Raw genomic sequence first — 24232 nt, forward strand, 5'->3', positions numbered from 1 at the left:
GTCCCGACCCCTATTCATTGACCAGACGCGATTAACACAAACCATGCTGAAAGGAGATTGAACCCGGTGGAAAACCTCATCACCCTCGCCACTTATGCAGGGATTGCCCTGCTCGTCCTTATCATCCTCGGCGTTGCCATTACCCGGCTATACCAGCGCGCGACCAAGGAGGTCGGCTTTGTCCGCACCGGCTTTGGTGGCGAAAAAGTCGTGATGAACGGCGGCGCGCTGGTCCTCCCGGTGTTCCACGAAACCATGCCGGTCAACATGAACACGGTGCGCCTTGCGGTGGAGCGCAAAAATGCCGACGCGCTCATCACGCTCGACCGGCTGCGCATTGACGTGAAAGCGGAATTTTATGTGCGCGTGCGGCCCGATGCGCAATCCATCGCAATGGCGGCGCAGACGCTGGGTATGCGCACGATGCAGCCCGAAGCTTTGAAGGATCTGGTCGAAGGCAAATTTGTCGATGCGCTGCGCTCGGTCGCGGCGGGCATGACGATGAACCAGCTTCATGAACAGCGCGCCGACTTTGTCCAGAAGGTGCAACAGGTCTCCTCGAACGATCTGGCGATGAACGGGCTGGAACTGGAATCGGTATCGCTGACCGGCCTTGACCAGACGCTGATCGAACATTTCAACGCCAATAATGCGTTCGACGCCGAAGGTCTGACCAAGCTTACCGAACAGATTGAACTGCGCAAAAAAGCGCGCAACGACATCGAACAGGATACGCGCGTCCAGATCGAGAGCAAAAATCTCGAAGCAGAAAAACGCTCGCTCGAAATCAAGCGCGACAATGAATTTGCGCGGCTGGAACAGGAGCGCGAAATTGAAATGCGCCGCGCCGAACAATCGGCAGAGGTCGCGCGCGAACAAGCGGTGCGAAACCGCGAGGCGGAAGAAGCGCGCATCGAATCCAAAAAGCTGATCGACAACCAGCAGATCGAAGCCGACCGCGCGGTCGAACAGGCGCGCATTGCACAGGAACAGGCGCTCGAAATCGCACGGCAGGAACAGCAGATTGCGGTCCAGAATAAGAGCCGCGAGGAAAGCCAGGCCAAGGCCGAAGCCGACGCCGCCCGCGCGACCGCCGTTGCCGCCGAAGAACAGGTTGCGACCGCGCGCGAAACCGAAGTTGCCGAGCGTGACAAGCGCATCGAGCTGATCGAGGCGGCCAAGCAGGCCGAACGCGACGCGATCCGCGTCAAAGTCGAAGCCGAAGCCGAAAAGGAAGCCGCCTCCAACCGCGCCGAAGCCTTGCGCCTTGAAGCCGAAGGCCAAGCCGAGGCCGAAAAGCTGCGCGCCGAAGCGGCCCGCGTGCGTTTCGAAGTCGAAGCGGCGGGGCAACGCGCGATCAACGAAGCGGCCAACCTGCTGTCGATGGACCAGATTTCGCTCCAGACCAAAATGGCGCTGCTCAAAGTGCTGCCCGAACTGGTGCGCGAATCCGCCAAACCGTTGGAGGCAATCGATTCGATCAAGATTGTGCAGGTCGATGGCATTACCGGCAATGGCGCTGGCGCACGGGCGGGCGCGCACGGTGCCGGAGCAGGCGGCGCTGGCACCACCGGCAATCTTGCGCAGGATGCGGTTTCGGCCGCGCTCGCCTATCGCGCGCAGGCCCCGGTAATTGATGGATTGATGAAAGAATTGGGGCTGGACGGCCAATCGCTAAACGGCCTTGTCAAAACCGCCGCCGATCCGGTTGCGCATCCCGACGCCCCACCCGCGATCAACGATGACGATGGTGCCGGGGCGAAAGAGGCGGACGCCGAGGACAGCGCGCCGCTCATCCTCGAAAAACCGAAGGCGAAAAAATAGGGTACACGCCTTAAACAGGAACAAGAAAGAGCTTCGCCCCCGCGAAGCTCTTTTTCTTTGCGACGGGGCCAGCATCATGTCGCTGCGTGCGGATGGCAGAATTACCGCGCGCTATAATAGCCCTGTCCTACATCATTGCGCGCCGTCAGCTTTGCCGTTCTGCCCATAAAGTCGCGGCAGGAAAGGAGCGGCAAGATGCTACAAAAAACCTGTCGCGCGATAACGTTCAATGGTGTGACTCAATGCGACTTTAAGGGCTTTGGCTTTGGCCCGCGCACCCTCGCCGGACCATCCTCACCGGCGCATCCTCACCGGATTGATATGCCATTTTCGGAAAAGCGGATGCGGGCGGGGTCGTTGATTTGCATTTTGCGGAATATGTCCGCGCCCATGCGGCGCAGCTCTGCTGCTTTGCGGGCGTCGGGTTTTTTGGCCAGTTCGGCTTGCGCGACCTGCAAGGTCATGCCGGTGCCGACCATCACATGATAGGCGGTTTCCTTATCTGCAGCGGACGCGCCGGTGAGGTTCCTGTCCTCGACCATCGTCGATTCCAGTTGCGCCACCAGCGGGCGCACCCACGCATCGGGGAAAGGCCGGTTGGTGTAAGCGACATAGGCGCCGGTCAGCAGCGCCGCGGTGCCGGTCGCCATATTATTTTTGCGTACGCCATAGAGGCGCGGCACGCTATTGTTGAACGATTCGATCATCGCGACATAATTAGCCCGCGCGCCCGCTTGTTCAGCGGCGCTATAGTGCGCGACAAGGGCGTTAATTCCTTTGGAACGTGCGAGTGCCCCTGTCGGACGGAAATCGAGCGCGGCAGGAGAAGCGGCGGGCGCAGGCCGTGCGGCGCTTTGCCTGGGCGTCACCTGTCTGGGCGTCACCTGCCGGGGGCTGGTTTGCGGGGATGCGGATTTTGGCGAAGACGCACGGCGCGGCGGCGATGGCGCTGCCTTTTTGCGGGCCTCGCGCGCCTGATCGGACGTGCGGCGGTTAATATCGTCCCAAGTGACCTTGGTGAAATAATCGGTGGAGAAAGGATCAATCGTCTGGGCCGCCGCCGGAACGGACAGGAACAATGCGGCCGCAGGGGCGATAAGAGCGGCGGCTGTAAGGATGGGGCTTTTCATCGTCAAAACACTCCCGGACAAAAGCAGGACCGGATTGTGCTGGCCACAATGCCGTCATCCCGACCGAAACATGTGCCCCGTTTGTGTCAGCTTAAAGCTTCATGCGGCCCCATTCACTCTGAATGTCGCTTATATTCTTCGGGCCAGCGCAAAAGGTCAAGGCGTATCAGCCCCTTATGCCCGGCCAAGCAACAACCGAGCGGGCTTGCCGTCCCCGTCCTTGTGACAGGAAACGCCAAGTCCGCTTCAGTTGATTTCCGGACCTTCGGGTGTCGCTTCGGGTGCGTCTTCGAAACCCCACATGCGTTCGAGGTTATAGAAGCTGCGCACTTCGGGGCGGAACAGGTGGACGATCACATCGCCTGCATCGATCAGCACCCAGTCGGCAGCCGGAAGCCCTTCGATGCGGGGCAGAATCCCTGCCTCTTTCTTGAGCCGTTCACCAAGCTTGTTGGCAATCGCTGCGACATGGCGCGTCGATCGACCGCTCGCAATCACCATATAATCGGCGATGCTGCTCTTGCCGGAAAGCGGGATGGAGATGGTTTCAATCGCCTGTTCGTCGTCCAGATGGGCGAGGACCAGCGTGTGAAGGGCAGCGGCTTCGGCATCGACCGGCGCGCCTTGCGAGGCGGGCGGCGGAACCGGGGTTGCTGCGTGCGGATTACCAGCTATCAAATTCACTCCTTTAAACGGGGCGGACCATCCGCACCATGTTCAAGCGGCATATGGGAACCTGTTCCTGTCCCGGCAAGCCTTGCACCCGTTCCGGCCATGCTGCCGGATCAAGCATCACCCCCGCACCAAATGGCGCGTGACCGCATCGCGAACAATGCGGCCTTCATAGGCACGATACCAGTGGGGATTGGCCAGCCGGAGCTGCGTTGCGGAGCGCGGATCAGGTCGAAAGCGCAAAAACACAAGCGCCGGGGGTCTCCAGTGTGTCCATAATTTCCGTTGGCTCGAGGGCCGGACATACCGCCCTAACCAGCTCATCGCGACAGCCGCGCGAGCAGGGTCATCATAACCCGGGCGGGCGATAACTGCAATCGGCATTAATGCCGCAATATCGCGCCATTGCCTCCATTGGTGGAATATGGCGAGATTGTCCGCCCCCATAAGCCAGATAAAGCGCCGGTCGGGGTAGCGCGCGACCAGCTTTTTAAGCGTATCAATCGTGTAGCGCGTGCCCAATTCGGCTTCGATGGCCGTCGCTTTGATCCGCGAGCGCCGCGCCTGATGCTGTGCTGACGCCAGCCGCGCAGGCAAGGGCGCCATCCCCGCTTTGGGCTTTAACGGATTGCCGGGGCTGACCAGCCACCACAGCTCGTCAAGCCCCAGCGCGTCGATGCTGAACAGACTGATCGCCCGATGTCCGCCATGCGCCGGATTGAAACTGCCCCCAAGTAGGCCGGTAAGTTTGGTCATAGGCTTGTCATAAACGCGTGGTGAAAAAGAGGGGATGAAAGCTAAGGGAGGAGTATATTGATGCTTGAATTCATGTCTTCGGAAGATGAATCGCTCTTCGACTATAGCCATGCTGCATCCACCTATCAAACCTCATCCGAACCGGATATTGTGGTCACAGGTAATCGTACGCCCGATGGATCATATTGGGGTTGGGGTTGGAGCTTTGGTGACGGCGGCAATCAGGGCTGGGGCAGCGAGCAACCGACGCCAAGCACCGAATATGTTGAAGACAAAGCGGCGGATGCATTAGCCACCCATGTCGCTAACATTATAAAAAACAAACCGGACTATAATATCCGCGAATATGGGGCGGTTATATATCGCGGTTTGGACGGGCAAATTAAAATTTCGGAGATTCAACCCGGCCCCATAGGTGCACAAGGCGGGCAAGTTGATTTAAGCGCAATTGTCAATCAGGTTGGCGCTCATAATGTAGTCGGCTTTATCCACAGTCACCCGGATATCCAACCGCTAAATGGTGAACCAAATCCTTATGCTGGTCTGTTATCTACGGGGGACATTGAAGGTTTTTCTTGGCTGGACAATTATGGAGACCAAAGCGTTGATCAGAGACTCTATCTTATTCACGGAAATCAAGTGGACGAATATGATGTTAGTGATAATCAAAATGCAGTTCCGGATTTGCTGAATTCTAATACCGTGATTTCAGAAACATTCATTCTTTAGGAATAGTCGATGCACAGCGCCGCCAGATTGATTTTGACTAGTTTGTTGTGGGCTGTATCCGCTTGCACGGCCACAGCGGCGACTCCTGCTCCTTCTGCCCCCCCTCCGCCAATGATGGTGGATGGGCGACCGGCAGAGCGGTCCATCGTCAGACAAGAACATTTATGCTTTGATCAGAAGATCGGATTGACCTTTGAATCCGATTTGTCCTCCATAAAACTTATGTCGGCCTATATTGATAAAAAGATTATGACTCCGACCCAGCTTGACCAATTTAATGAGCTGCTCGGCCAAGTGAAGCGCGGCTACGCCCTAGTTTATTTTGAATGTGCATTAAATGGCGGGTTTACGGTTAGTTTCACCGAACAAGGCGCGCAGCGTTTGACACTTTATTTCGATACGCGAAAAACCGTTATCTCGTCCCGGCAGTCTTTAGTTACGCCTCCCGTAAAACCATCCGGTATTGCGCATTAATCCTCGAGCGATGTCCATTATCGATATTTGGCGAACACCCGTATGGCCGCTATTTTCGATGCTCCCGGCAGCGCGAACATATAGGGTTGAACAGCGGCTGCATAAGTTCAACCAGTCGCTACCATACGAGGGTATTCCGGTCGAACTGGAGGCAAGGCTAATGCGCGCCGGAGTAGATGGGTTTAATCCGCGATGCATTTTGCCAAAAGCGTCGATAGCACTGCCACTCTACCATGAGTCGATAGAGAAAGATAAACTTTCCCATATTCGAGGATCACAGCCTGAACTGTTAGCAAAGCAATTCTGGAATAGGAAAGAATATCCGCTTGGCGTAGATCTTTACCAGCTGGCAGGAGCGGCTTTGACCGGGCATGGTTCCAACCGGACCACGCCCATAGCAACGTCGCGTTTTTCTAATGGACTGCGCCTGGGATATTTGCCTTCTGGTTTGATCGCGCAACATTTGAATCAGTTGGGTACAGACTATCATGCAATGAGTGCGATGCCGCCTCTGTTGCGGGCCCTCGCGCTATATGTCGATTATCTTAGGATCCACCCCCTCCCCGACGGCAACGGACGCACGGCCCGACTACTATATCAACTGAGCCTCAGGGATAGCTTAGGTTTACGCCAACCGATTCTACCCTTAGCTCCTGCGGTTTATCATTTTCGTCCCTATGTCGGCAGAGCATTTCAATGTCTTTATTTCGACCAAGATCCCGCCCCGATAACAGATTTTTTTCTGGAATATATAAGTGCCTTACTGGATCTTTTTAACGCCCCCTAACGAAGCGGTCGGAGCCACCGGTGGCATTTGAATATCCAAGAAGGCCAAATTTCCTACCCGCAGCGTCGCCGCAACCGGCGGCAACCAGCGTTCGGATAGCCATGCAACCCCACTAATAGCCGCAACTTGTCCGCAATGCCGAAAATCCCCGACAGGACCAAGGTGATAAACGCGGCAGCAACGATCAGGGTGGAGAAGAGCGTCCAATTTTCGGCAAGCGCGACCGGCGCTGCAAGCTCGACCCTGTTCCGGGGCCGCTATTTTAAGGCGTCAGGTCAACATTTTTTTCGCGGGCGAGCTTGCGCAATTCGTTCGCGCCAGCCTGAAATTCCTGCAAGCCTTCATTCATATTTTGCGCGGCGGTGCGGAAGGCTTCCTCATTATCATTGGCAAAGCCTTGCTGTCCCGCCCGCGCGCCATCCGATGCTTTTTTAAGCCCGCCCGAAACCTTGGCGGCGATCGCTTTAACCTCGGGTGTATCCGCTTTGAAGGCCCCCATTGTTTCCGCCTGCTTGGCCGTCTGGTCGGCATAATCGCCAAGCAATTTCGCCTTTTCGGCATTGGTCTGCGCCATGCGCGCCTTGCTCATCAGGTCATTGGCAGCCTCGGGCGACACCGTCTTTTCGCCGAGCGCGTTGAATTCGCGAATATCTTCCGCCAACGGATCGCCCCCACATGCGGTGAGCGCCAAAGGCAGGGCAAAAAGGATCGGGTGTAATTTCATCTTTTCCTCCGTATCGCCCCCTGTTGATACGCGCCCCTGCTTATAAGCATAAGCCCAGCCAATGTCCGGGCGGTGGCGGAAAATGTCAAGTAAAGAGGGGGGGGTGAAGAAACAGTTCCTCCCCAAGCTTGTCTTGGGGAGGTGGCGCGCGCGTCAGCGCGTGACGGAGGGGTTAAGCGAGGCTTTGCCTCGCGCGATTGCTGAAGCAATCGCATTACCCCTCCACCATCCGGCTACGCCGGACGGTCCCCCTCCCCGAGCAAGCTCGGGGAGGATCTGGTTAAGTCGTTGCGCCCCTCTCGCTCTCCCTCTCTCCCTCCCCCCATGTTGCCCCCCAACAGCCGTTGGTCTAAGACGAACCCCTTCCTCCCCTTATCAATGATGCGAGACTCGTTTCATGCCCTATAGCTATCCCCAGATTTTGACCTCCCAGATTGACGGCGAATGGATTGCGCGCGGAAATCGCAGCGCGCGGGGCGTTATCAATCCGTCGACCGGCGAGACACTGGGCGAGGTTTCGGAGGTGACCACCGACGATCTCGACCGCGCTTTGGAGGCCGCCGAAAAAGGCTGGCATGAATGGCGCGCCAAGGATGTCGAAACGCGCGGCGCGTTGCTCCACAAAGTAGCCGACATTTTGCGCGAACGGGCCGATACCATCGCCCATGCGCTCGCGATGGAGCAAGGCAAGCCGATCGAGCAAGCGCGCAACGAAGTCCGCGCCGCGACCCGCTTTTTCGACATCCACCCCGAAGAAGCGAAGCGCGCTTATGGTCGCTTGCTAGTGCGCCCACAGGGGCAGCGGTCGAGCGTGACCTATGAGCCGGTCGGCCCGTGCGTCGGCTTTGCGCCGTGGAATTTCCCCATTTATAATGTCGCCCGCAAGATTGCGCCCGCGCTCGCCGCCGGTTGCTCGATCATCTCCAAGCCCGCCGAGGAAACTCCGGCCTCGGCGATCCTGTTGCAACAAGCGATCATCGACGCCGGTATCCCCGCCAATGCCTCGCAACTGGTGTTCGGCGACCCCGACCTTATCAGCCGCCATTTGATTGCGTCGGACATCATCCGCAAGATCAGCTTCACCGGCTCCGTGCCGGTCGGCAAGCATCTGATGAAACTTGCCGCCGACGGCATGAAGCGCACGACGATGGAATTGGGCGGCCATGCGCCGGTGCTGGTGTTTGACGATGCGGATCTGGAACGCACGCTGGAGCTCATCGTCCCCGGCAAGTTCCGCAATTCAGGCCAAGTGTGCGTCTCCCCCACCCGCTTTTATGTGCAGGAGGGGATTTACGACAAGTTCGTCAAAGGCTTCACCGAATTTACCGAGAAGAATATCAAGGTCGGCAATGCGCTCGATGCCGCCACCAAGATGGGACCGCTGGCCAATGGCCGCCGGATTCCGGCGGTCGGCGATCTAGTGGACGATGCGGTCAAGCACGGCGCGCGGGCAACCACCGGCGGCGAACAACTCGACAAAGCGGGCTATTATTATGCGCCCACCGTGCTGGCCGACGTTCCCGAAAGCGCGCGCATCATGAATGAAGAGCCGTTCGGCCCCGTCGCGATGATGCACCGCTTCAAGGATATGGATGAAGCCATCCACCACGCCAACCGCTTGCCGTTCGGCCTCGCTTCTTATGTCTTTACCGAAAATGGCCGCACCGCCATGCTGGCCGCAGACAAGATTGAAGCAGGCATGGTCGCGGTCAATTCGGCGACGATTTCAACCGGCGACAGCCCGTTCGGCGGCGTCAAGGAATCAGGCCACGGCCTCGAAGATGGTCCGGAAGGATTGAAGGCGTTCATGGTGTCCAAAACCATTCATATGATGTGACAAGGTTAAGTCCCTTCCACTCTTAAACACACAACGTCATTGCGAGCCGCGCAGCGGCGTGGCAATCCAGAGTCGCGTGCGCAACACTGGATTGCTTCGCTGCGCTCGCAATGACGGGTGAGATGATTCAGCCTTGTCGTTCAACGATGGGCCAATGGAGTTGACGATGACCACAGACAGTAAAAACGCCCCCCGCACCGGAGGCCGCATCCTTGTTGACCAGTTGTTGATCCAAGGCTGTGACCGGATTTTCACCGTGCCGGGGGAAAGTTTTCTGGCCGTTCTCGATGCGCTCCATGACACGCCCGACATCGAGCAAGTGGTGTGCCGTCAGGAAGGCGGGGTCAGCTATATGGCGTGCGCGGATGGCGACCTGACGGGCCGCCCCGGCGTGGCGTTCGTGACGCGCGGGCCGGGCGCGACCAATGCGACGATTGGCGTCCATGTCGCGTTTCAGGATTCGATCCCGATGATCCTGTTCATCGGCGATGTGGACCGGTCAATGAAGGACCGGGAAGGCTTTCAGGAGGTCGATTTCACCGCTTTCTTTTCGCCCATCGCCAAATGGGCGGCGCGGATTGATGATGCCGCGCGCATCCCCGAATATATCGCGCGCGCTTATGCAGTCGCCATGTCGGGGCGTCCGGGGCCGGTTGTGCTGGCGCTCCCCGAAGATATGCTGACCGATGTTGCGGAATGTCTCGACCGCCCGCGCGTCGAGCCGGTGGTGCAGGCGACCGATCCGCAAGCGATGCAAGCACTCATGACCTTGCTCGAAGACGCAACCGATCCGGTGGCAATCATCGGCGGGGCTGGTTGGACGCCGGGAGCGGGCCATTATTTCAAAGCCTTTGCCGAGCGCACCGGCATCCCCGTAGCCGCCGCGTTCCGCCGTCAGGATGCGGTCGATAATGACTGCGCCACCTATGCGGGCAATTTAGGTTACGGCCCCAGCCCCAAGCTGGTCGAGCGGGTCAAAAATGCCGATCTGCTGCTGGTTGTCGGTGCACGTTTGGGCGAGGCGACCACCGATGGCTATAGCCTTATCACCCCCGACCATCCGGGGCAGATTTTGGTGCACGTCCATCCCGATCCCGACGAGATTGGCCGCGTCTATAAAACCGATCTCGGTATTTGCGCGGACTGCCACGAATTCGCCGAAACCGCCGCGCTATGGCCCGATGACCTTATTGATTATGATTGCGGCAAGGTTGCGCATCAGGATTGGCTCGACTGGTCCACCCCTGCCCCGCGCGAGGGCGTGAAGATGGACTTGGGACCGTGCGTTGCCGCGATGCGCGAGCGTTTCCCGACCGACACGATCATCTGCAATGGCGCGGGCAATTATTCGGGCTGGTGGCATCGTTATTGGCGCTATGCAGGCCCGACCTGCCAGTTAGCGCCGACCAATGGCAGCATGGGTTATGGCCTTCCCGCCGCGACCGCTGCCGCCATACGCCACCGCGACCGCAAGGTCGTAGCCTTGGCAGGTGATGGATGTTTCCTGATGAACGGTCAGGAACTGGCAACCGCGGTGCGCTATGGCTGTGATATGCTGGTGCTGGTTGTCGATAATGGCGGCTATGGCACCATAAGGATGCATCAGGAGCGCGAATATCCGACCCGCGTGACCCCCGCGACCGCGCTCGCCAATCCGGACTTTGCCGCTTATGCGCGCGCGTTCGGGGCTTGGGCGGAAACGGTCGAAACCACAGAAGAGTTCGTCCCCGCCCTCGACCGGGCTTTAGCGCAAGACGGCGTGAAACTACTCCATATCAAAACCGATATGGAGGAAATCACCTTCGGCCTCACCATCACCAAATTGCGCGCGATGGTGCAGGGGCAGGGGTGAAGGCCAAATGTAATTTTTAGCGGGATAAAACGCGCCTCTGCCCCGCTTCGGTGCTTGACGCTCGGGGCGCCCGGCGGCATTGCTGGCAGTATGACCGACAGCCCTACCCCTTCCGCCGATATTTCGACCCTCAGCTTTGAAGCCGCGCTTGCCGAACTGGAAGCGATTGTCGGAAAGCTGGAGCGCGGCGATGTGCCGCTTGACGAATCGGTCGATCTTTATGCGCGCGGCGATGCGTTGCGCGCGCATTGCGAAGCGCGGCTCAATGCAGCGCAGGCGCGGATTGACAAGATCAGTCTCGACGCGGGCGGCAAGCCTTCGGGCAGCGTCCCGTTCGACGCCAACTGAAAGCCGCGCCGCCTTGCCCGCCAATGACGACGAACAGGCGCCCGATGCACAGGATCCGCGCGCATTGCTGAACCCCGCTCTGGGGGCGGTGGCGAGCGCGATCGATGCCTTGTTCGACCGGCTGCTCGCGCTTCCCGGCGACCCGCGCGATACGCTCTATAAAGCGATGCGCCATGCCGCGATGGATGGCGGCAAGCGGCTGCGGCCCTTGCTGGTGCAGGCAAGCGCAGCCTTGTTCCACGTGGATCAGGAAGCGGCCTTGCGCGTTGGCGCGGCGGTCGAGGCGGTCCATGTCTACTCGCTCGTCCATGATGACCTTCCGTGCATGGACGATGATGATATGCGGCGCGGCAAGCCGACCGTGCATAAGGCCTATGACGAAGCGTCTGCCGTGCTTGCGGGGGACGGGCTTCAGGCGCTGGCGTTCGAAATTTTGAGCGACGAGGCGACCGATGGCGACCCGTTTGTGCGTGCAGAGCTGGTGCTGGCGCTCGCCCGCGCTGCGGGCATCAGCGGCATGGTCGGGGGGCAGGCGATGGACTTGGCCGCCGAAAGCAGCGCGCAGGCGTTCGACCTGCCGACCATCACGCGGCTCCAGCAATTAAAGACCGGCGCACTTATCGGTTTCTGCCTCGAAGCAGGCGCAATTCTGGGCCGTGTGCCGCCGGAAGGGCGCGGGCCCTTGCGCGGTTATGCGCGTGACATCGGCCTCGCTTTCCAGATTGCCGACGACATATTGGACGTTGCAGGCGATGCCGCCGCCGCCGGCAAGGCGGTCGGCAAGGATGATGCGGCAGGCAAGGCGACCTTTGTGTCGCTGATGGGGTTGGAGCGCGCGCGCGAACAGGCGGCCTTGCTGGTCGAACAAGCGGTGGGCCACCTCAACGCCTATGGCCGCGAGGCGGATCTTTTGCGGGCAATTGCTTATTATATAGTGGAGAGGGACCGGTAAGATGGCGGAGCGGATCGGCGTATATCCCGGGACATTTGATCCCATCACCTTGGGCCATGTCGATATTATCCGGCGCGGCGCGAAACTGGTGGACCGGCTTATCGTCGGGGTCACGACCAACCCGTCCAAATCTCCGATGTTCAGCGATGACGAGCGGATGGCGATGGTGCGGCGCGAAGTGGTCGGCCTTGGCGATAATATCGAGGTGGTCGGCTTTGACGCGCTGCTCATGCACTTTGCCACGCAACAAGGCGCGAGCGTGATTGTGCGGGGTTTGCGCGCGGTTGCCGACTTTGAATATGAATATCAGATGGCGGGGATGAACCAGCAGATTAATGCAGGCGTCGAAACCATTTTCCTGATGGCGGATGTGTCGTTGCAACCGATTGCCTCGCGCCTGGTCAAGGAAATTGCAAGCTATGGCGGCCCGATCCACAAATTCGTCACCCCGACTGTGCGCGCCGAAGTCGAAGCGCGCGTCGCCGAAATCGGCCTCAAGGGCGATCGCGGATAAAGCGCCGGAACGACAGGATGATGGACAGCGCGCTCATCCTCGGTTAATCGCATGGCCGCAAAAGGTGGCGCGGCCTTGTTCCCAAGGCAAATACCGCTCTGCCAGCCTGACATAATAATGGACCCGAATATAATGCTGAACCGCAAGACGCTTATCCTCATTCCGGCTCTGATCGCGCTGTCGGGCTGCACGACGCTGTTTGGCAAACAGCCCAAGGAAATTACGCCCGAAACCGTGCCGACATCGACCTTCACGCCGGTGGCGGTCAATGCGCCTGCGGAGATTGCGGTGCCGGAAAACCAGTGGGCGCTCGACCTTTCGACGGGGGGCCGCGTGATTATCCAGCTCCGCCCCGACATTGCACCCAAACATGTCGAGCGCATCAAGGAATTGACGCGCGCGGGATTTTATAACGGCCTTGCGTTCCACCGCGTGATTGACGGCTTTATGGCGCAGGGCGGCGATCCGCTGGGCAATGGCACGGGCGGATCGAAACTTCCCGACCTTCCGGCCGAGTTCAACAATTTCCCGCATGTGCGCGGGTCGGTCTCGATGGCGCGCGCGAACGAGCCGAACAGTGCGAACAGCCAGTTCTTCATCGTGTTCCAGCCGCGCTTCAACCTCGACCGCAACTATACCGCGTTCGGGCGCGTGATTTCGGGGATGCCCTATGTCGACGCGATCCGGCGCGGCGAGCCGCCGGTGGTGCCTTCGCGCATCGTCCAGGCCTCGATCCTCGCCGACAATAAGCCGGTCCCGCCGGTGCTGAGCGAAGCGCCGCTTCCGGCTCCGGTTGCGACCGACCTCAACGCGCCGCTCGCGCCCGCGACACCGACGCCGCCGTCGGGCAATTGAGGCTCGACCGCGCGCTTTAACTTGAAAGAAAGACCGGCACCCGATGCGGGTTGATCTGTTCGATTTTGACCTGCCGCCCGGCAATATTGCGCTGCGTCCTGCGGCCCCGCGCGACAGTGCCAAGCTGCTCGCGCTCGATGCGGCAGGGATGCACGACCATATTGTGACCGATTTGCCCTCCTTGTTGAAGGCGGGCGATTGCCTCGTGTTCAACGATACGCGGGTCATTCCGGCGCAACTGGAAGGCAAGCGCGGCAATGCCGCGGTCGGTGCGACGCTCCACAAAAGGCTGGGCCTGCGCGACTGGCAAGCCTTTGTCCGCAACGCCAAACGGGTGCGCGAAGGCGACATCATCGACTTTGGCGCGGGTGTTGAAGCCAAGGCGGGCCTACGCGCCGAAGATGGCAGCATGACGCTCCATTTCCTCGGCGACGAGCCGGTGGAGATATTGCTCGAACGCGCAGGCACCATGCCGCTCCCGCCTTATATTGCGGGCAAGCGCGCGACCGATGCGCGCGATGCCGAAGATTATCAGACTATGTTTGCGCGCGAAAAAGGCGCGGTTGCAGCGCCCACCGCGGCGCTCCACTTCACCCCCGGCCTGATGGACGCGCTGGCGCAAGCGGGCATCACCCATGAAACGCTGACCCTCCATGTCGGCGCGGGAACTTTCCTGCCGGTCAAGGTCGACGATACCGACGCGCACCAGATGCACAGCGAATGGGGCCGGATTGATGCGGCAACCACCGACCGGCTCAATGCGGTCAAGGCGCGCGGGGGGCGGGTGATTGCGGTCGGCACCACCTCGTTGCGCCTGCTCGAAAGCGCGGCACGAGATGACGGGCAGATGGTGCCTTTTGCGGGCGATACCGCGATTTTCATTACGCCGGGCTACCGCTTCCGCTTCATTGACGGCCTCATGACCAATTTCCACCTGCCGCGCTCGACCCTGTTCATGCTGGTGAGCGCGCTTATGGGCCGCGAGCGGATGCAGGCCGCCTATGCCCATGCCATTGCAGAGGATTACCGCTTTTATAGCTATGGCGATGCGAGCCTGCTTCTCCCCTGACAATATCTCCCCTGACATTATTGCGCCAAAGCGAGTGTAATTCTGCTTGTCGCAGGCTTGTCATCCGTTAAAAATATAAACGGGCTTGAGGGGGAGGGATAAGCGTGAAATATTTATTCGGTTTGGCTTTGCTGGTTTCGGCCAGCGGCACTGCTGTTGCACAATCTGCGGATTTTGATGCCGCTGCGGCCTTTGGCGCGCGCGAAAATATACAATATATTTCGCTGTCTCCGGACGGCAAGCATATCGGTTTGATTGCGCCTATGCCCAAAGGGCAGGGCAATGTGCTGATGACGATCGAAATTGACGGTAAGCAAGAGCGCAAACTGGCGCTTAGCGCGGATGGCAATCCGGCGCGAATCGCCCATTGTGACTGGGTCTCCAACACCCGCCTTTTGTGCCAGATCATGGCCGTGTCCAAGGATTTGGAGGGGCCTGTGACCGTTACACGGATGATTGCGGTCAATGCCGATGGCTCCGAACAAAAAATGGTGAGTGTGCGGCAGGGTTTTCGTGCAGAACGCTTTGCCTATCATGGCGGCAGTCTGATCGACCTTTTGCCCGGCGATGACGGCGCGGCGCTGGTGACGCGCTATTATGTTCCGGAAAGCACCACGGGGTCGAATATCGTGAGCAGGCGCGAAGGGCTGGGCGTCGACCATGTCGATACGCGGACGTTAAAATCCAAAACCGTCGAATATCCCCGCGAAAATGTGGTGCGTTATATTTCGGACGGTAAGGGCAATATCCGTGTGATTGCCATCCGCCAGACGGACGGGCGCGGCTATGATACCGGTAAGGTTACCTTCCAGTACCGGCTGGCCAATGACAAGGATTGGCGGAAGCTTGGAGACTATGACAGCCGCACCGATGCAGGCTTTTATCCGTCCGCCATTGATCCAGCGACCAACACCGTTTTCGGGTTCGAAAAGAAGGATGGCCGCGATATGGTCGCCAAGGTGGTGCTGGATGGAAGCCTTACCAAAAGCGACGTGTTGCAGCGTTCCGATGTCGATATTGACGGACTCATCCTGCTCGGGCGGCAGCGCAAGGTGGTCGGGGCAACCTATGCAACCGACAAGCGGCACGCAGTTTATTTCGATCCTGCGATAGAGAAATTACGCACCAGCCTTGCCAAAGCCTTGGGCGGTGAACGGCTGGTCAATATGGTCGGCCTCAGCGAAGACGAACAGAAAATGATCGTGTGGGCAGGGTCCGATGTGGATCCGGGGCAATATTATTATCTCGACCGCGCAACGCGGCAGATGAGCCCGCTTTTCCCCAGCCGCGCAGAACTTGACGGGGTTAAGCTGTCCGAAGTGAAGCCGGTGTCGATCAAGGTTGCCGATGGCACGCTGGTGCCGGGCTATCTTACCCTGCCACCCGGGTCCAATGGCAAAGGCGCGGACGGCAAAGCCCTTCCCGCGATCATCATGCCGCATGGCGGGCCGAGCGCGCGCGACGAATGGGGCTTTGACTGGCTCGCGCAATTTTTCGCCAATCGCGGCTATGCGGTGCTGCAACCCAATTATCGCGGCTCGTCGGGCTATGGCGATAGCTGGTATCAGAATAATGGCTTTAAATCCTGGAAGATTGCGGTTGGCGATATTAATGACAGCGGGCGCTGGCTGGTGTCGCAAGGCATTGCCGACCCGCAAAGGCTGGCCGTGTTCGGCTGGTCTTATGGCGGCTATGCCGCGCTCCAGTCGGCAGTACTGGACCCTGACCTGTTCAAGGCGATTATCGCGGTCGCGCCCGTCACCGACCTTGACGCGCTCAAGGAAGAGCATCGCTATTATTCGGATTTCAAGATGGTCCAGCAATTTGTCGGCAGCGGCCCGCATATTGCCGAAGGCTCGCCCAACCGCCACGCCGCAAATTTCAAGGCGCCGGTGCTGATGTTCCACGGCGATATGGATGTGAATGTAGGGGTTGCGGCTTCGCGCACCATGGCCGATGCGCTCGGCAAGGCTGGCAAGCGCAACGAGCTTATCGTCTATAAAGGCCTCGACCATTATCTGGAGGACAATGTGGTGCGTCAGGAAATGCTCGCCAAAAGCGATATGTTTCTGAAAAATACATTTTCCGGCGGGAAATGAGGTTCATAATTTCCGAAAGGCGCGATAGGATGGCCGCACGAGCCAAGATGTGAAGGGGAGAGAATATGAAATTCAAAGCAGTGGCAGCATTGGCCGGTCTTGTCCCCGCACTGACGCTCATCGGTCCTGCGACCGCGCAGACCAGCAATTCGCCGGTTGCGCCCAATGCGCAAGGCGATGTGTCGGTCACCATCTATAATAATAATCTCGCGCTGGTACAGGATGTGCGCCAGCTCAATATCCCGAACGGCGTCGCGCGGCAGGAATTTCCCGATGTGTCGGCGCAAATCCAGCCGCAAACCGTGTCCTTCAACGCCAGCGGCACCTCGATTGTCGAACAGAATTTCGATTATGACCTACTGTCGCCCAATGCGATGATGGACAAGGCGGTGGGCGAGACGGTGACGCTCATCCGCACCAATCCCGCGACCGGCGCGGAAACCCGCGAACGTGCGAAAATCCTCGCGGTCAATGGCGGCGTTGTCATGCAGATTGGCGAGCGTATCGAAATCTTGCGCGATGACGGGCTTCCCGTCCGCGTCATTTTCGACCGCATCCCGCAAAATTTGCGCGCCAAGCCGACCCTGTCGGTGACACTCGATTCGCAACGCGCCGGAACCCGCCCCGCAACGCTTGCCTATCTTACCGGCGGCATGGGCTGGGCGGCAGATTATGTGTCGCTCTATGACGAAGCATCCGGCACGATTGATGTGCAAGGCTGGGTGACGCTCACCAATAATACCGGCACCACCTTCCGCAATGCGAATACATTGCTGGTGGCGGGCAATCCGCGCGGGCAAGGCGGGATGCGCAATTATGGCGGCGATTATGTTTCGGAGGATGCCGAAGTCGAAGAGGCGGGCACCGAAACCCCGACCCGCGCGACTTTGGGCGATTATTATCTCTATCCGCTCAAGGAACGCACCACCATAGCCCATGCGCAGACCAAGCAGGTGAGTTTCCTTGATGTGCAGAAAGTCCCGGCGCGCAAGGCCTATCAATATAATGTCGGCTGGCTCGCCTCCACCGAGCAGGCGCAAAGTGCCAAGTCGGTGATCAAATTCAGCTCCAGCCGCAATGGCGGGCTGGGCGATGCGCTCCCCGCAGGCACGGTGCGCTTTTATATGCGCGACCGCAAAGGCGACCCGCAATTTATCGGCGAAAGCCGCATCGGCCATACCCCGATGGGGAGCGCGCTTGCGCTGGCCACCGGCGATGCGTTTGACGTGAAGGTCAAATCGACCGTCGAAAAGCGCGAGCGTTTGTCAGCGAACAAGTGGCGCACGACGATGCGTTACACGCTCACCAATGCGCGCGCGCAAAATGTGACGGTCGACCTCGTCCAGTCCGGCCTCGAATGGGGCTGGAGCGATACGCGCATCGTGTCGGAAAGCCTTAAAAGCACGCGCGTCAATGCCAATGCGACCGAATGGAATGTGCCGGTGCCCGCCAATGGCGAAGCGAGCGTGACCGCTGTGTTTGAAACCCGCTATTGATTTAGGGGGCATAGGCCATGCGCGCGCGCGCTTTCCTTGCAGGGTGGATGATGGCAGCAGCGGCGGTCCCGCTGGCGGCGCAGGATGTGCCTGTTCCGCAAGTTGGGCCACAAGTGGGGCCGCAAACTGCCCCGCAACCGGCTCCGCAACAGACCGTCACCTCGCCCAAGCCCGATGCGGTCAATGTCACCATCTATCGCGATCCGAATCGCGATGGCGGGGAGATTAACCGCAACTGGCTCAACGGCTTTGCGCTCATCACCGAAACGCGGACCATTGCGATACCGGCGGGCGAATCGCGGGTGCGCTTCGAAGGTGTCGCCGAAGGCATGGTCGCGGTAAGCGCGGTGGTGACGGGGCTTCCAGGCGGCGTGGTGCAAAAAAATCGCGATGCCGCTTTATTATCGCCCGCCGCTTTGCTCGACGGCACGCTCGGCAATCGGGTGACGGTTAAGCGGGTCAATCCCGGCACCGGCAAAGTGGAGGAACAGCAAGCGATTATCCGCTCCGGCCCCGGTGGCGCTGTGGTTTTGCAAACCGATAAAGGGTTTGAATCGCTGCGCTGTTCGGGCCTCCCCGAAACCTTGGTTTATAGCCAAGTCCCCGAAGGGCTGACCGCCAAGCCGACCTTGTCGGTTATCACCCGCAGCGATGCGCCGGTGACGGCCAAGGTCACGCTCACCTATCTTGCGACCGGATTTGACTGGGCGGCCAATTATGTCGCGACGGTCAATCCCGACGGGCGCACGCTCGACCTGTTTGCCTGGCTGACCGTGGCCAATAGCAATGCCGAATCCTTCCCCGATGCGCAGATGATGGCGGTTGCGGGCAAGCTCAATAAAGAGCGCGATTATCGCGAGTTGGTGACCCGCCAGCCGCCGCCGCGCTTGAATCTGTCCTGCTATCCGATGGGATCGGGGCGTGAGGGGCTGGAGCGGAATAGGAATAGCTTGGCAGGCGCGCCGCCGCCGCCGCCGCCGCCACCCCCGCCGATGATGGCCGCCCCGCTTGCGGAAATGGCGATGGATGAGGTCGTCGTGACCGCCTCGCGTGTCGCCAGACAGGAAGATCTGGGCGATTTGAAGCTTTATCGCGTCCCGATGGCGGTGACGGTCGCGGCCAAGCAGCAAAAGCAGGTGGCCTTGCTGGTCAAGGATGATGTGCCGTACGCGCGCCTCTATAAAGCGTGGATTGCCGCCGATAATAGCGATCAGTCGATCACGCCGACACTTATTCTGCGGCTCAGAAATGAAGAGAAAGACGGGCTGGGCGTGCCGCTGCCGTCGGGCGGAATCGCGGTGTTCGAACAGGTGGGCGGCGCGCGCATCCTTGCCGGACGCGACCGCGTCACCGACTATGCGGTCAAGGAAGAGATTGAGGTCAAGGTCAGCCAAAGCCCGACTGTCACGGTCGAACAGATGCGCGACGACAAGGATCGGGTGACGGTCACGGTCAGCAACGCCAATCCCTATCCGGTGGCGCTCGAACTGGGCATCGGCAGCGCGGGCGAATCCGCTGCGCGCGGGCCCAGCCAAAAGCTACGTCGCAAGGACGGGGTGGAAACCTGGTTCGCCACCGTCCCGGCCAATGGCAAGGCGGTGCTGCGCTATAAGGTCAAGCGCGCGAAGGATTAGGATTACAGGATTAAGAGGCGTCGGCCTCTACCGGCGGCAAGGCGCGCGGGCGGAATTGTTCGTCGAGTGCGACAAATGTGAACAGGCCGCTGGTGACCTGCACTTCCTGTGCGCCGCGGTCGCGGGTGGCGACGACATTGATGCGGATGCCGACGGATGTGCGTCCGCGCCGCTCCACCTCGGCATAAACCGACACCAGATCGCGCAGCAAAATGGGGGCGATAAATTCCATCGCCTCGATGCCGACCGTCGCGCACGGCCCCTGACAGACATGGCCCGCGATGATGCCGCCGGCAATATCCATCTGGGACAAAACCCAGCCGCCGAAAATATGGCCGTTGGAATTAATATCCTGGGGTCCCGGGACAACGCGCAGCACGGGAAATTTGCCTTCGGTCGAGAAGGCGGGGGCATCTGTTTTTGGAGGCATTATTTCTTATTTCTGGTCTTTATAAATGTCGCTGTCCGGCCCTAATTCATCCGCAAGCTGATCGTCAATCGCTTCGTCATGGCCGGTGCCACTCGACAGAAAGACCAGCCCCATGAGCGCCGCCCCCAATAAGACCGAGAAAAATACGCCCGCCGCCGTCGCGATATACATATGGATGCTGACATAGGCAGCACCGTCGGAGAAAGCGAGATAGGCGAAAGAGACAAGCACCGCGACGACCGCACCGCCCGCCATCCAGCGCATCAATCGCCAATAGCGATCCCACGCAAAACGGGCAGAGTCGGGGTCATCAAGTTGGGAATGTTTGGTCATAATAGCGGTTATCTTGCGCCTCGCATAAGCGAAGGGCAAGCCCTTTGGCGGTTGCAAAAATCTGTGTTACAATTTCCGCCCAGCCTGCATCAAGACAGGCGGCAGCACAAAAAGAGGGTCCGGCTATGACAATAAAGGCGATTTTGGCAACGCGCGACGGGACCGTCATTTCGGTGACGGGCGACCAGAAAGTTTCGGAGGTGGTCGCTTTATTGTCCGAAAAACGGATCGGCGCGGTGCCGGTCATCGACTCGGGCGCAGTGGTCGGCATATTTTCCGAACGCGATGTCGTGCATTGCCTTGCAACCAAAGGCGCCGCCGCGCTCGACCTGCCGGTATCAGCCGTAATGACCTCGCCCGCGATTACGGTCGAACCTGATGTGCCTGCGCTCACCGCCTTGTCGTTGATGACCCGCCGCCGCATCCGCCATCTTCCGGTCATCGAAAAAGGGCAGGTGAACGGCTTTGTTTCCATCGGCGATCTGGTCAAATACCGGATCGACCGGATCGAATCGGAAGCCCATGCAATGCGCAACTATATACAAGGTGTGACCTGAAGCGCGCGCCGCTTCCATCCTCTCGCATTAAATGGAAAAATGTCCGGTCTTTTTCATGACTGGCTAATATTTTGGCGCTACGGACGGTCTGTGCCGCAAGGCATAGGGCGGACAGCAAAACGGGAATAGATATGGCCTTGGGCGGCAAGCAGCTTTTGGAACGCATCGCGCGCAGCATCGGCTATGACAAAACCCATATTACGCGGGTGGTCGCTTATCGTGCGGTGGACCGCTGGCTGGATGCGGCGGGGACTGCCCGGCTCGACGCGCTCGAAATATCGGCAGGCTGGAAATGGCGCGCGCGCGATTGGGGCAGCTTTTCCGAAATGAACTGGCCCGACCATGATATTTGCGCCGACCGGATCGACCGGCAATTTGATGTCATCATTGCCGACAATGTATTCGAACATCTCAAATATCCCTATCGCGCCGCGCGTAATGTATTTGCGATGCTGCGTCCCGGCGGGCATTTCATCTGCATTACGCCCTTCCTCATCCGCTATCATCCGATCCCGATAGACTGCACCCGCTGGACCGAAACCGGCCTGTTGCATTTTCTGGACGAAGCGGGCTTTGATCCGGACGCGACGCAGACCGGAAGCTGGGGCAATGCGGGGGCGGTCAAAGCCAATTTCCACCGCTGGGCGCGCGCGGGCTGGGAGCGCCGTTTCCATAATGACGCACGTTTCCCCGTGACCGTGTGGGCGATTGCGCAAAAGCCGCAACAGGATGCGAAGCGATAAGCTATGCAGCCTATCTGCATCACCGTGCTGGCACATCAGGAAGAGCGGCGCATTGCGACCTGTCTTGAAAGCCTGCCCTTGGGCCGCAAAGATGTCATCATCCATGTGGTGGTCAATGGGTCGACCGATGGCACTGCTGCCCGCGCGCAGGCGATTGCGGACCGCACGGACAATCTGGTTGTCCATAATTTCAAGGAAGGCGGCAAATCGCGCAGTTGGAACCGCTTCCTGTTCGATACGCTGACGGCCTTCCACCCCGCCCACATCTTCGTCGATGGCGATGCGGAAATCGTGCCGGGTTCGATTGACGCGCTCGCTGCGGCGCTCAAGGCCGATGCGTCTGTCAATGCGGTGGCGGGGATGCCGTACAACGGGCGGCGTTATGCAGAATATCGCGCGGCGATGGTGCGCGATCACGGGCTGTTCGGCGATCTTTACGGATTGCAGGGCGCCTTCCTTGGCGAAATGAAACGCCGCGGGTTGCGCCTGCCTGATGATCTGGTTGGAGATGACGGCCTGATCGGCGCGATGGCCAAGACCAATCTCGAACCGGAAACCGATTGGCAAGATGCGCGGGTGCAGGTGTGCGAACAGGCGGGCTTCCTGTCGGAAACCGTATCGCTCTGGTCGCCGCACACATGGGCGATGCAGCGCAAGCGTATGGTCAATTATAGTGTGCGCCATTTCCAGAACCGGATGGTCAGCGAAATAATGCGCGCGCAAGGCCCCGCCGGACTGCCGCGCCAATTGGCAAGTCTTTACCTGCAAAAATTACCAAGCCTGACCCCGCGCGCCCATCCCGTGTGGTGGTGGTTCGACCGCGCGGCGCTGCGCCGCATGGCGGCCCAAGCGCGCACTCTATAAGAAAGCGCACTCTATATAGAGGGCTGCTCTATAGTGTGCGTATATAATGTGCATATATGGAGTGCGCTTATTGCGCCGCCGCTTTCTTCTTGCGGACCATCCCGAGAATCTCGTCGACCGCGCTGCGATGGAGTAGCCATAACAGCCCGCTATAAAGCGCCGCCCCGACGGCGACGAGCAGGCCGAGCATGACCGGCGCGGGGAGCGGAGGCAATATCCGGCCCAGTCCATAAACTACCGCCCCCATAAGGAAGGCAGGCACAAGGCCGGGGCGCACCGCCTGCAATAGCTCGCTATAGCTGAAGTGGAGAATGGCGCGCGTCCGGCTTGCGCCGAACCAGGCGATGAGCGGCGCGGAAACCAGCCAGGCACATACCACGCCGATCATCTTGCCATCGGTCTTAAGGAGGGATTGCAGCGCTGCGATCACCTGATCGTTCAGCCCGACCAGCACACAGGCGGGAAACAGGATCACGCCAAGCAGGCTGCACTTCATATTGATGTCGGGCCGCCCCAGCGCATTATTGAGCGGGCCGATCAGCGCCTGAAAGGTGAGGAACGGCATGATAAGGCCGAGTATCGCGACATAAGGGGCCATCTCGCCCCATTTTGAACCGAACAAGGTGAGGATGAGCGGCTTGGCGGTCGCGGCAAGGCCAAAGAAGATTGGCGCGGCGACCAGAAAGACAAGCCGCAGCGATTTCAAAAACGCCCAGCGTGTCGCGGTCACATCCCCTTGGATTCGCGAATAAGCAGGGAAGGCGACATCGTTTAGCGGCGGGATGAACTTGTTGATGAAGATCTGAACAAGGAACAGCGCCTCGCTATAAAGGCCGATGGCGTGGGTATCGAATTTGCGGCCCGACAGGAAAATGTCCGATTGGGTCTGGATCGCGATCAGCAAATGGCTCCCTAATAAGGTCATGCCGAACGTGACCATGTCGCCAGTGCCGCGAAAATCGAAACTGGGTATCGGCTTTAACCGCACGACCAGCGCCAGCCCGATGGCGCGCACCCAAAAGCCGATGACGGGCGCGAACACCAGCGTCCACACCCCGAATCCGGTTGCCGCCATAATAAGCGCGGCTGCTGCACCCAGAATCGCTGCGACGAGATTGACGATGGCTTGCGGACGGAAACGCAGATCGCGGCTCAACAAAACTTCGGACACCAGCGCGAACGGATTGGCGAGAAAGATGAGCGTCTGCACACGCAGCAGATCGGCCACCATCGGCTGACCATAATAAGCGGCTATATAAGGGGCGGCTATATATTGGACGATGGCCATACCGCCGTTCAGGAGAATCAGCAGACCCAAAGTTTGGCGAATCATTTTGGGCGTCACCGAATCAGCCTGCACCAAAGAGCGGGCGAATCCGTATCCGGCAAAGGCGGTCAGCAGCGCCAACACCACTTGGGTGAGGGCAAACAGGCCATAATCCGACGGCGAAAGCAGTCGAATCACGATTAATGTCGAGCTCCACGCAATGATCTGCGCGACGATTTGGCTGCCGGAACGCCAGAAAAGCGCGGATTTCACCTGAGCCCCGAAA

The 24232-nt window shown here is 59.3% G+C and carries 25 protein-coding genes (1 of these 25 only partly in view); 17 read left to right on the forward strand and 8 right to left on the reverse strand.

Annotation, left to right across the window (positions count from 1 at the left end; all coding sequences use genetic code 11):
* The first annotated feature begins 66 nt into the window (after positions 1 to 66).
* On the forward strand, positions 67 to 1824 hold the full coding sequence (locus DMP17_RS11295) for a flotillin family protein (protein ID WP_337829180.1): 1758 nt from the start codon (positions 67 to 69) through the stop codon (positions 1822 to 1824).
* 308 nt (positions 1825 to 2132) lie between these two features.
* Here the strand turns inward: DMP17_RS11295 and DMP17_RS11300 are convergent, their stop codons facing one another.
* The 3 genes from DMP17_RS11300 to DMP17_RS11310 all read right to left on the reverse strand — a co-directional run bounded on the left by DMP17_RS11300 (position 2133) and on the right by DMP17_RS11310 (position 4382).
* Positions 2133 to 2954 carry a DUF6683 family protein gene (locus tag DMP17_RS11300; protein ID WP_337829181.1) on the reverse strand — a complete coding sequence of 274 codons (822 nt, stop codon included), beginning with the start codon at positions 2952 to 2954 and terminating at the stop codon, positions 2133 to 2135.
* 246 nt (positions 2955 to 3200) lie between these two features.
* Positions 3201 to 3632 (reverse strand): ribosome silencing factor, encoded by a 432-nt coding sequence (rsfS, locus tag DMP17_RS11305; RefSeq protein WP_337829182.1) that lies wholly within the window; start codon positions 3630 to 3632, stop codon positions 3201 to 3203.
* 114 nt (positions 3633 to 3746) lie between these two features.
* On the reverse strand, positions 3747 to 4382 hold the full coding sequence (locus tag DMP17_RS11310) for a nicotinate-nucleotide adenylyltransferase (protein ID WP_337829183.1): 636 nt from the start codon (positions 4380 to 4382) through the stop codon (positions 3747 to 3749).
* Positions 4383 to 4442: 60 nt separating this feature from the next.
* On the opposite strand from DMP17_RS11310, the gene DMP17_RS11315 reads away from it, so the two are divergent.
* From DMP17_RS11315 to DMP17_RS11325, 3 genes are read left to right on the forward strand one after another with little or no spacing between them, the layout of a single operon-like run.
* On the forward strand, positions 4443 to 5111 hold the full coding sequence (locus tag DMP17_RS11315; protein ID WP_337829184.1) for a hypothetical protein: 669 nt from the start codon (positions 4443 to 4445) through the stop codon (positions 5109 to 5111).
* 9 nt (positions 5112 to 5120) lie between these two features.
* Positions 5121 to 5585 (forward strand): hypothetical protein, encoded by a 465-nt coding sequence (locus tag DMP17_RS11320; protein WP_337829185.1) that lies wholly within the window; start codon positions 5121 to 5123, stop codon positions 5583 to 5585.
* Between the two features lie 10 nt (positions 5586 to 5595).
* Positions 5596 to 6372 (forward strand): Fic family protein, encoded by a 777-nt coding sequence (locus DMP17_RS11325; protein ID WP_337829186.1) that lies wholly within the window; start codon positions 5596 to 5598, stop codon positions 6370 to 6372.
* A 262-nt stretch (positions 6373 to 6634) separates the two neighbouring features.
* Here the strand turns inward: DMP17_RS11325 and DMP17_RS11330 are convergent, their stop codons facing one another.
* Positions 6635 to 7096 (reverse strand): hypothetical protein, encoded by a 462-nt coding sequence (locus DMP17_RS11330; RefSeq protein ID WP_337829187.1) that lies wholly within the window; start codon positions 7094 to 7096, stop codon positions 6635 to 6637.
* 397 nt (positions 7097 to 7493) lie between these two features.
* Between DMP17_RS11330 and DMP17_RS11335 the strand changes: the two genes are divergently transcribed.
* The 10 genes from DMP17_RS11335 to DMP17_RS11380 all read left to right on the forward strand — a co-directional run bounded on the left by DMP17_RS11335 (position 7494) and on the right by DMP17_RS11380 (position 19752).
* Positions 7494 to 8933 carry an NAD-dependent succinate-semialdehyde dehydrogenase gene (locus tag DMP17_RS11335; protein ID WP_337829188.1) on the forward strand — a complete coding sequence of 480 codons (1440 nt, stop codon included), beginning with the start codon at positions 7494 to 7496 and terminating at the stop codon, positions 8931 to 8933.
* Positions 8934 to 9066: 133 nt separating this feature from the next.
* On the forward strand, positions 9067 to 10785 hold the full coding sequence (locus tag DMP17_RS11340) for a thiamine pyrophosphate-binding protein (protein WP_337829189.1): 1719 nt from the start codon (positions 9067 to 9069) through the stop codon (positions 10783 to 10785).
* 90 nt (positions 10786 to 10875) lie between these two features.
* Complete coding sequence (locus DMP17_RS11345) at positions 10876 to 11133, forward strand: exodeoxyribonuclease VII small subunit (protein ID WP_337829190.1); 258 nt, start codon at positions 10876 to 10878, stop codon at positions 11131 to 11133.
* Between the two features lie 13 nt (positions 11134 to 11146).
* Positions 11147 to 12085, forward strand: a complete 939-nt coding sequence (locus DMP17_RS11350; RefSeq protein WP_337829191.1) for a polyprenyl synthetase family protein — start codon at positions 11147 to 11149, stop codon at positions 12083 to 12085.
* 1 nt (position 12086) lies between these two features.
* Positions 12087 to 12599 carry a pantetheine-phosphate adenylyltransferase gene (gene coaD / locus DMP17_RS11355; protein ID WP_337829192.1) on the forward strand — a complete coding sequence of 171 codons (513 nt, stop codon included), beginning with the start codon at positions 12087 to 12089 and terminating at the stop codon, positions 12597 to 12599.
* A 117-nt stretch (positions 12600 to 12716) separates the two neighbouring features.
* Positions 12717 to 13454, forward strand: a complete 738-nt coding sequence (locus tag DMP17_RS11360) for a peptidylprolyl isomerase (RefSeq protein WP_337829193.1) — start codon at positions 12717 to 12719, stop codon at positions 13452 to 13454.
* A 43-nt stretch (positions 13455 to 13497) separates the two neighbouring features.
* Positions 13498 to 14523, forward strand: a complete 1026-nt coding sequence (gene queA, locus DMP17_RS11365; protein WP_337829194.1) for a tRNA preQ1(34) S-adenosylmethionine ribosyltransferase-isomerase QueA — start codon at positions 13498 to 13500, stop codon at positions 14521 to 14523.
* 104 nt (positions 14524 to 14627) lie between these two features.
* Complete coding sequence (locus DMP17_RS11370; protein WP_337829195.1) at positions 14628 to 16622, forward strand: alpha/beta hydrolase family protein; 1995 nt, start codon at positions 14628 to 14630, stop codon at positions 16620 to 16622.
* A gap of 65 nt (positions 16623 to 16687) precedes the next feature.
* Positions 16688 to 18118, forward strand: coding sequence for a DUF4139 domain-containing protein (locus DMP17_RS11375; protein WP_337829196.1), 1431 nt, complete (start codon positions 16688 to 16690; stop codon positions 18116 to 18118).
* Positions 18119 to 18135: 17 nt separating this feature from the next.
* Complete coding sequence (locus DMP17_RS11380; RefSeq protein ID WP_337829197.1) at positions 18136 to 19752, forward strand: DUF4139 domain-containing protein; 1617 nt, start codon at positions 18136 to 18138, stop codon at positions 19750 to 19752.
* A 10-nt stretch (positions 19753 to 19762) separates the two neighbouring features.
* On the opposite strand, the gene DMP17_RS11385 is transcribed toward DMP17_RS11380, so the two are convergent.
* The 3 genes from DMP17_RS11385 to DMP17_RS11395 are packed head-to-tail and all read right to left on the reverse strand — an operon-like array spanning position 19763 to position 20762.
* Positions 19763 to 20182 (reverse strand): acyl-CoA thioesterase, encoded by a 420-nt coding sequence (locus DMP17_RS11385; protein ID WP_337829198.1) that lies wholly within the window; start codon positions 20180 to 20182, stop codon positions 19763 to 19765.
* 6 nt (positions 20183 to 20188) lie between these two features.
* Positions 20189 to 20515, reverse strand: a complete 327-nt coding sequence (locus DMP17_RS11390) for an MnhB domain-containing protein (RefSeq protein ID WP_337829199.1) — start codon at positions 20513 to 20515, stop codon at positions 20189 to 20191.
* On the reverse strand, positions 20493 to 20762 hold the full coding sequence (locus DMP17_RS11395) for a hypothetical protein (RefSeq protein WP_337829796.1): 270 nt from the start codon (positions 20760 to 20762) through the stop codon (positions 20493 to 20495). Before DMP17_RS11395 ends, DMP17_RS11390 begins: the two co-directional genes overlap by 23 nt.
* On the opposite strand from DMP17_RS11395, the gene DMP17_RS11400 reads away from it, so the two are divergent.
* The 3 genes from DMP17_RS11400 (at position 20716) to DMP17_RS11410 (ending at position 22679) form a co-directional block, all read left to right on the forward strand.
* The gene (locus DMP17_RS11400; protein WP_337829784.1) at positions 20716 to 21072 is read left to right on the forward strand and encodes a CBS domain-containing protein; all 357 of its coding nucleotides are present in this window, start codon (positions 20716 to 20718) and stop codon (positions 21070 to 21072) included. The two genes, DMP17_RS11395 and DMP17_RS11400, sit on opposite strands and share 47 nt — an antisense overlap.
* Before the next feature lie 131 nt (positions 21073 to 21203).
* Positions 21204 to 21815 carry a class I SAM-dependent methyltransferase gene (locus DMP17_RS11405; RefSeq protein ID WP_337829200.1) on the forward strand — a complete coding sequence of 204 codons (612 nt, stop codon included), beginning with the start codon at positions 21204 to 21206 and terminating at the stop codon, positions 21813 to 21815.
* Between the two features lie 3 nt (positions 21816 to 21818).
* Positions 21819 to 22679: a glycosyltransferase family A protein gene (locus tag DMP17_RS11410; protein ID WP_337829201.1), complete on the forward strand. Its 861-nt coding sequence runs from the start codon at positions 21819 to 21821 to the stop codon at positions 22677 to 22679.
* A gap of 67 nt (positions 22680 to 22746) precedes the next feature.
* Here DMP17_RS11410 and DMP17_RS11415 read toward each other — a convergent pair whose 3' ends face one another.
* A protein-coding gene (locus DMP17_RS11415) for a lipopolysaccharide biosynthesis protein (RefSeq protein WP_337829202.1) crosses the window boundary here: on the reverse strand, positions 22747 to 24232 show its 3' portion. It continues 32 nt past the right edge of the window; only the last 1486 of its 1518 coding nucleotides appear in the window; its start codon lies beyond the right edge, outside the window — the gene reads right to left on this strand; its stop codon occupies positions 22747 to 22749.

Source organism: Pseudonocardia sp. TMWB2A (assembly GCF_017312135.1).